We start from the raw sequence: 7242 nt of genomic DNA on the forward strand, positions 1-7242 counted from the left end.
GCAAGCCCGCTCCTACAGGGATCCCACGGGTTTCAAAACCGGCGTAGGGGCGGGCTTGGCCGCGAAGGCGCCCGTAAACGTTACCAGGCTATCGGCTCCCGGCTACGCACCCGCACTTGCTGCGCTGGCACCCGGGCATGCCATTGCACCACCCCCAGCGCCTCCACCTGGAATTCGCTGCGCATCACCCGCCCCTCTTCCTCGAACGACAGCTGCAACAGAAAATGCCCGCTGTTGAGCAGCAACCCTTCGCTCAACCGCTCGAACGTTTCGTCATCCACCGCCCCCAGCGCCTGGCGCAGCGCCGCGGCATCCACGTACCCCGAAGCCGGCCGACCGCTGATGATGCGGCTGAGCAGCGAGCGCGAATAGCGTCCTTCGTAGAGCGCTTCCAGCAACGGAAGGTGCTCCAACCCCAGTGCATTGGCGTTCAGGCGCCAACCGGTGACCTGAGGCAAGGCGCACAGCATCGGGTAAAGCGCTTGGCGGTTGGCATCTGGCTCCAGCAACAGGTTCAGCTCGCTGGTGTCGAGCATCGGCTGGTTGGCCGCCAGCCGTGGCGGTTGCTGGCGCAGGTACTGGGCGCTCTCGGCGCCCTGCAGGCGGGCATCACTGTCGGCATCGAGCCAGTCGGCCAGGGCATCGACCAGGCGCTCGGCCGCCATATCATTGCCCAGCAAGTAACGCAGCTGGCGCTCGGCGCGTTCGCCGTCGGCGCCGAGCAATGCGTTTACATTGAAGCAGGTGTGCTGGTCGCGTACCTGCAACTGAGCCTGACCAGCGCCAAAATCGTATTTCAGCGGCTGCCCACGCAAGGCTTGCCAGAACAGCGGGCTGAGCCGCCAGGCGGGGTCACGCAGGGCTTGCCCGGCATAGGCCAGGCCGGCCTGCTCCATGGCCCGCACCTGCACCCGCTGGTGTAGCAGGCGCACTTCGTCGACCTGACGTCGGCCATCCTCCACCAGCCAGGCCATGCCCGCCGCCAGCATTGCCAGCACCACCATCACCATCAGCAGGGCCGCACCCCGCTGTTGCCTTCCACCCATCCGTGCGTGCCTCGCTCGCGGAATAAAAACGCCAGTCAACACGCGGGGTGTTTCAGCTAGATGGCAATGCCCGTTCGTCATGTGTACGTCATCTAGGCAAGGCAGGATTGCCCTTCCTTTTCATGACCTTACAGGAGTGGTCGCTATGGGTGGCATTGGAATCTGGCAACTGGTGATCGTACTGCTGATCGTGTTCTTGCTGTTTGGTACCAAACGCCTGAAGGGTCTGGGTAGCGATGTGGGCGAGGCGATCCAGGGTTTTCGCAAGTCCATGGGCGGTGACAATGACGCCAACGCCGCTGGCCAGGCGCAAGTGCAGCAACAGTGCCCGCTGAACGGCCAGGCTGCTCAGCAACCTCAAGCGGACCGCCAGGCCTGATGTTCGAGGTAGGCTTCAGCGAGTTGCTGCTGATCGGCGTCGTCGCGCTGTTGGTGCTGGGCCCCGAGCGCCTACCGGTGGCAGCCCGAACCCTCGGGCGCGGCCTGGGGCAGGCGCGCCGGGCCATGCACGCCTTGCGCACGCAGGTGGAGCGCGAAATCGAGATGCCCAACCTCGACAAGGCACCTTTGCAGCGCCTGGAACAGGAGATCCGCCAGGGCATCAGCCTGAACGCGGCGCCGGCCAATGATGCGGCCACGGCCGCGCTGCCCAAGGAAAATGCTTCATGAGTATTGCCATGGACCCTGCGGCGAGCATGCCGCTGACCGAACACCTGCGCGACCTGCGCAAACGCCTGGTGCGTTGCCTGGCGCTGGTGGCATTGGTGTTTGCCGGCCTGTTCCCCTTCGCCCAGACGCTGTACACGCTCATATCCGAGCCGCTAAGGCGCTTTTTGCCGGAAGGCGCGAGCATGATCGCCACCAGTGTCACCTCGCCCTTTCTGACACCGTTCAAGCTGACCGCGATGTGCGCACTGTTCCTGGCCATGCCGCTGCTGCTGCATCAGGCCTGGGGCTTTCTGGCGCCGGGGCTGTACCGCCGTGAACGGCGCATTGCCCTGCCGCTGCTGGTATCGAGCATCGTGCTGTTCTATGCCGGCATGGCATTCGCGTTCTTTCTGGTGTTCCCGATGATGTTCGGCTTCTTTGCCAGCGTGACGCCGGACGGCGTGGCGATGATGACCGATATCAGCCAGTACCTGGACTTTATCCTGGCGCTGTTTCTGGCGTTCGGGCTGGCGTTCGAGATCCCGGTGGCGACGTTCATCGTGGTCTGGGCGGGGTTGGCCGATGTGGCCACATTGCGGCGCAGCAGGCCCTACGTGGTCGTCGGGTGCTTTGCGGTGGGGATGATTCTGACACCGCCGGATGTATTTTCGCAGACGATGCTGGCAGTGCCGATGTGGGTGCTGTTCGAGGTGGGGTTGCTGGCTTGTGGAATGTTGAAGCGGCCGGAGCCAGGCAAGGAGATTGTGGCTGGATTGTAGGGCCCTTTCGCGGGCACGCCCGCTCCCACAGGGATACCACGGGTTCTGAAGATTGTGATATCCCTGTGGGAGCGGGCGTGCCCGCGAATAGCCGTGATGCGTTCTAGAACTCGGCGAGCCGCCAGACTTCATAGGCTGGCGTCTCGTACGGGTGGCTCTGCTTGAGCGCAGCGACAACCTGGGCCACCAGCTCGTCAGCCACCACCAGCTCCACCTTCCATTCCTCAACCACCTCGACCTGGCCCGCTTGCCCGAGGAACGGCTGGCTACCGTCCAGCGGGCGGAACTGGCCCTGGCCAAGGGTTTGCCAGGCGCAGTGGTCATAGTCACCGATGCGCCCACCGCCAGCGGCGAACACAGCGGCCTTGACCACTTCGACATGGCTGCCGGGCACGAAGAAGGCGAGCTTGTACACGCCTTAGTTCACCCACACCCGCGCGTTGCGGAACATACGCATCAGCGCGGCATCTTCCTGCCACTCGTCCGGGCGCCAGGAGTTCTGCACAGCGCGGAACACACGCTCCGGGTGCGGCATCATGATGGTCACGCGGCCGTCGCGGCTGGTCAGGCCGGTGATACCACGCGGCGAGCCGTTCGGGTTGGCCGGGTAGGCTTCGGTGACCTTGCCGTGGTTGTCGACGTAGCGCAGGGCCACGCAACCGGACACATCGGCTTCCAGCAATGCTTCTTCGCTGGCGAACTCGGCATGGCCTTCACCGTGGGCGATGGCGATCGGCATGCGCGAACCGGCCATGCCCTGCAGGAAGATCGAGTTGGACTTCTGCACCTCGACCACGGCCACGCGGGCTTCGAACTGCTCCGAGCGGTTGCGCACGAAGTGCGGCCAGTACTCGGTGCCCGGGATCAGCTCGTGCAGGTTGGACATCATCTGGCAACCGTTGCACACGCCCAGGGCGAAGCTGTCGGTACGCTCGAAGAAGGCCTGGAAGGCGTCACGGGCACGGGCGTTGAACAGCGCCGACTTGGCCCAGCCTTCACCTGCGCCCAGCACGTCACCGTACGAGAAGCCGCCACAGGCGACCAGGCCCTTGAAGGCTTCGAAGTCGACACGGCCAGCGAGGATATCGCTCATGTGCACGTCGATGGCGGCGAAGCCGGCGCGGTCGAAGGCAGCAGCCATCTCGACCTGGCCGTTGACGCCCTGCTCACGCAGGATGGCCACTTGCGGGCGCACGCCTTTCTTGATGTATGGCGCGGCGATGTCGTCGTTGACGTCGAAGCCCAGCTTGACCGACAGGCCCGGGTTGTCTTCCTCGAGCAGCAGGTCGAATTCCTGGTCAGCGCAGTCGGCGTTGTCGCGCAGGCGCTGGATCTGGTAGCTGGTTTCAGCCCACTGACGCTGCAGCATGCGACGGTCGTCGTCGAACAGCACTTCGCCATTCAGGCTGATGGTCACTTCAGCGTTGTTGACCGGCTTGCCGATCACCGCGACGCATTCTTCACCCAGGCCAGCAGCGCTGAACTGTGCCAGCACGTCCGGGGTAGCATCCTGGCGAACCTGGATCACCGCACCCAGCTCTTCGTTGAAGAGGATGGCCGGTACTTCGCCCTTGCTGTCGGTCAGCGGGTCGAGTTGCAGGTCGAGACCGCAGTGGCCGGCGAAGGCCATTTCCAGCACGGTGGTGACCAGGCCGCCATCGGAACGGTCGTGGTAGGCCAGCAGGTGGCCGTCGTCGTTCAGGCCCTGGATCACGGCGAAGAAGGCCTTGAGGTCTTCGGCGTCGTCGACGTCCGGAGCCTGGGCAGCGATCTTGCCGTAGGTCTGAGCCAGGATCGAGGCACCCATGCGGTTCTTGCCGCGACCCAGGTCGATCAGGATCAGGTCGGTTTCGCCCTTGTCCATGCGCAGTTGCGGGGTCAGGGTCTTGCGGATGTCGGTGACCGGGGCGAAGCCGGTGATGATCAGCGACATCGGCGAGGTGACGCTCTTCTCGACGTCCCCATCGCTCCACTTGGTCTTCATCGACATCGAGTCTTTGCCGACCGGAATGGTGATACCCAGCTCCGGGCACAGCTCCATGCCGACAGCCTTCACGGTGTCGTACAGGCGTGCGTCTTCACCTGGGTGACCAGCTGCGGACATCCAGTTGGCCGACAGCTTGATGTCGGACAGCTTTTCGATGCGCGAAGCCGCCAGGTTGGTCAGGGTCTCGCCGATGGCCATGCGACCGGACGCCGGAGCATCCAGCAGCGCCAGCGGCGTACGCTCGCCCATGGCCATGGCTTCACCGGTGTAGACGTCGAAGCTGGTGGCGGTAACGGCGCAGTCCGCCACCGGAACCTGCCACGGGCCGACCATCTGGTCGCGGGCAACCAGGCCGGTGATGGTGCGGTCGCCAATGGTGATCAGGAAGCTCTTGCTGGCCACGGCCGGGTGGTTCAGCACGCGCTGGACGGCGCTGTCCAGGTCCAGCTCGCTCGGGTCGAAGTCATCGCCCAGCTCGGCTTCGCGGGTAACCGAACGGTGCATGCGCGGCGGCTTGCCCAGCAGCACGTCCAGCGGCATGTCCACCGGGGTGTTGCCGAAGTGGCTGTCGCTGACGGTCAGGTGCGGTTCTTCAGTCGCTTCACCAACCACGGCAAACGGGCAACGCTCGCGCTCGCAGATGGCCTTGAAGCGCTCGAAGTCGACTGCGCTGACGGCCAGCACATAACGCTCTTGCGACTCGTTGCTCCAGATTTCGTGCGGGGCCATGCCCGGCTCGTCATTGGGCACGTTGCGCAGTTCGAAGCGACCACCGCGGCCACCGTCGTTGACCAGTTCAGGGAAGGCGTTGGAAATACCGCCAGCGCCCACGTCGTGGATGAAGGCGATCGGGTTGTCGTCGCCCAGCTGCCAGCAACGGTCGATGACCTCCTGGCAACGGCGCTCCATTTCCGGGTTTTCGCGCTGTACCGAAGCGAAGTCCAGGTCAGCCGAGCTGGCACCGGTAGCCACCGACGAAGCAGCGCCGCCGCCCAGGCCGATCAGCATGGCCGGGCCGCCAAGCACGATCAGCTTGGCGCCGACGGTGATTTCGCCCTTCTGCACGTGGTCTTCACGGATGTTGCCCATACCACCGGCGAGCATGATCGGCTTGTGGTAGCCGCGCACTTCTTCGCCGTGGGGGGTGTCGATGGCTTGCTCGAAGGTACGGAAGTAGCCGGTCAGGGCCGGGCGACCGAATTCGTTGTTGAACGCAGCGCCACCCAGAGGGCCTTCGATCATGATGTCGAGGGCGTCGACGATACGCTCGGGCTTGCCATAGGCCTTTTCCCAAGGCTGTTCGAAGCCCGGGATGCGCAGGTTGGACACGGTGAAGCCCGTCAGGCCGGCCTTGGGCTTGGCGCCACGGCCGGTAGCACCTTCGTCGCGGATTTCGCCACCGGAGCCGGTGGAGGCGCCGGAGAACGGGGCGATGGCGGTCGGGTGGTTGTGCGTCTCGACCTTCATCAGGATGTGCACCGGCTCCTGCACCGCGCCGTACTGGCGGGTTTCAGGGTTCGGGAAGAAGCGGCCGGCAACGTTGCCGACGATCACCGAGGCGTTATCCTTGTATGCCGACAGAACACCTTCGTTGTGCATCTGGTAGGTGTTCTTGATCATGCCGAACAGGCTCTTTTCCTGAGCCTGGCCGTCGATATCCCAACTGGCGTTGAAGATCTTGTGGCGGCAGTGCTCGGAGTTGGCCTGGGCGAACATCATCAGTTCGATGTCGTTCGGGTTGCGCTTGAGGCCCTGGAAGGCATTGACCAGGTAGTCGATCTCGTCTTCGGCCAGGGCCAGGCCGAGGTCGATGTTGGCCTTGGCCAAGGCGTCGCGACCGCCGGAAAGGATGTCGACCGAGGTCATCGGCTTGGGCTGGGCGTGGCTGAACAGGTCTGCGGCCTGCTCCAGCTGGCCGAGCACACGCTGGGTCATGCGGTCGTGCAATTCGGCGGCGATCAGTTCGGCATCAGCGTCGCTCAGGGTGCCGGCCACGTAGTAGGCGATGCCGCGCTCCAGGCGCTGGATCGACTGCAGGCCGCAGTTGTGAGCGATGTCGCTGGCCTTGCTGGCCCATGGCGAAATGGTGCCCAGGCGCGGTACCACCAGGAACAGACGACCCGTCGGCTCCTGTACCGGCACGCTCGGGCCGTACTTGAGCAGACGGCCCAGCACCTGCTGCTGGTCGGCGGTCAACTCGCCGTCGACATCGGCGAAGTGGGCAAATTCGGCATACAAACCAGTAACAGCGGGGACTTTCTGGCTCAGTTGCTCGAGTAATTTACCGTGGCGAAAGGCAGAAAGGGCAGGAGCGCCGCGCAGGATCAACATCGTCGGGACAGCCTCAGGAAGGGGTGTGCTTAGAGGCCGTGCATTCTAGCCTAATTCGATGGCTTTCGGCACCTGCTCTAAGCCACGCCTGCCGGGCGGCGGAACCGGACTTCGGGGTCAGTTTTCAGAGATGTCCGGGTTGAGACGAGATCGAGCGCCGCCGGGTGTCCGCCTCAAGACATTCAGCGCCTGGGAGATCGAGCGCCGCAGGTGTCCGGCTCGACACATTCAGCGCCTGGGAGATCGAGCGCCGCAGTGTCCGGCTCGACACATTCTGCGCCTATGAGATCGAGCGCCGCCCGCGCGGCGCTTCGCGGGTAAACCCGCTCCTACGTTTGTTTCGGGCCAGTCCATCCTGTGCCTGGCGCGCGCGACCGCCTTGTTGGTACGACGCGATATCGAGATAGGCACCAAGGCGTTCGCGCGCAAATCCCACAGGCATAATTGGCCC

Annotated in this window: 6 protein-coding genes; 3 read left to right on the top strand and 3 right to left on the bottom strand. The window is 64.3% G+C overall.

Translation table 11 applies throughout. From position 1 onward, the window contains the following. Window positions 1–80: 80 nt before the first annotated feature. Entirely contained in the window at window positions 81–1046 is a 966-nt protein-coding gene (gspK, locus tag ACYCCG_RS19700; protein ID WP_252459552.1) for a type II secretion system minor pseudopilin GspK, read from the bottom strand. 145 nt (window positions 1047–1191) lie between these two features. Between gspK and tatA the strand changes: the two genes are divergently transcribed. Genes tatA through tatC form a run of 3 tightly spaced genes read left to right on the top strand, consistent with a single transcriptional unit; the run spans window position 1192 to window position 2473 of the window. Further along, window positions 1192–1425 carry a twin-arginine translocase TatA/TatE family subunit gene (gene tatA / locus ACYCCG_RS19705; protein WP_176683682.1) on the top strand — a complete coding sequence of 78 codons (234 nt, stop codon included), beginning with the start codon at window positions 1192–1194 and terminating at the stop codon, window positions 1423–1425. After that, window positions 1425–1715 (top strand): Sec-independent protein translocase protein TatB, encoded by a 291-nt coding sequence (tatB, locus tag ACYCCG_RS19710; protein ID WP_339443794.1) that lies wholly within the window; start codon window positions 1425–1427, stop codon window positions 1713–1715. Before tatA ends, tatB begins: the two co-directional genes overlap by 1 nt. Then, on the top strand, window positions 1712–2473 hold the full coding sequence (tatC, locus tag ACYCCG_RS19715; RefSeq protein ID WP_176683684.1) for a twin-arginine translocase subunit TatC: 762 nt from the start codon (window positions 1712–1714) through the stop codon (window positions 2471–2473). Before tatB ends, tatC begins: the two co-directional genes overlap by 4 nt. Before the next feature lie 103 nt (window positions 2474–2576). Here tatC and ACYCCG_RS19720 read toward each other — a convergent pair whose 3' ends face one another. Both ACYCCG_RS19720 and purL read right to left on the bottom strand, forming a co-directional pair. After that, window positions 2577–2888, bottom strand: a complete 312-nt coding sequence (locus ACYCCG_RS19720; protein WP_459671542.1) for an NGG1p interacting factor NIF3 — start codon at window positions 2886–2888, stop codon at window positions 2577–2579. Between the two features lie 3 nt (window positions 2889–2891). Further along, window positions 2892–6791 (bottom strand): phosphoribosylformylglycinamidine synthase, encoded by a 3900-nt coding sequence (gene purL / locus ACYCCG_RS19725; protein WP_459671543.1) that lies wholly within the window; start codon window positions 6789–6791, stop codon window positions 2892–2894. Window positions 6792–7242: the final 451 nt, after the last annotated feature.

The organism is Pseudomonas sp. VEM90 (assembly GCF_054611535.1).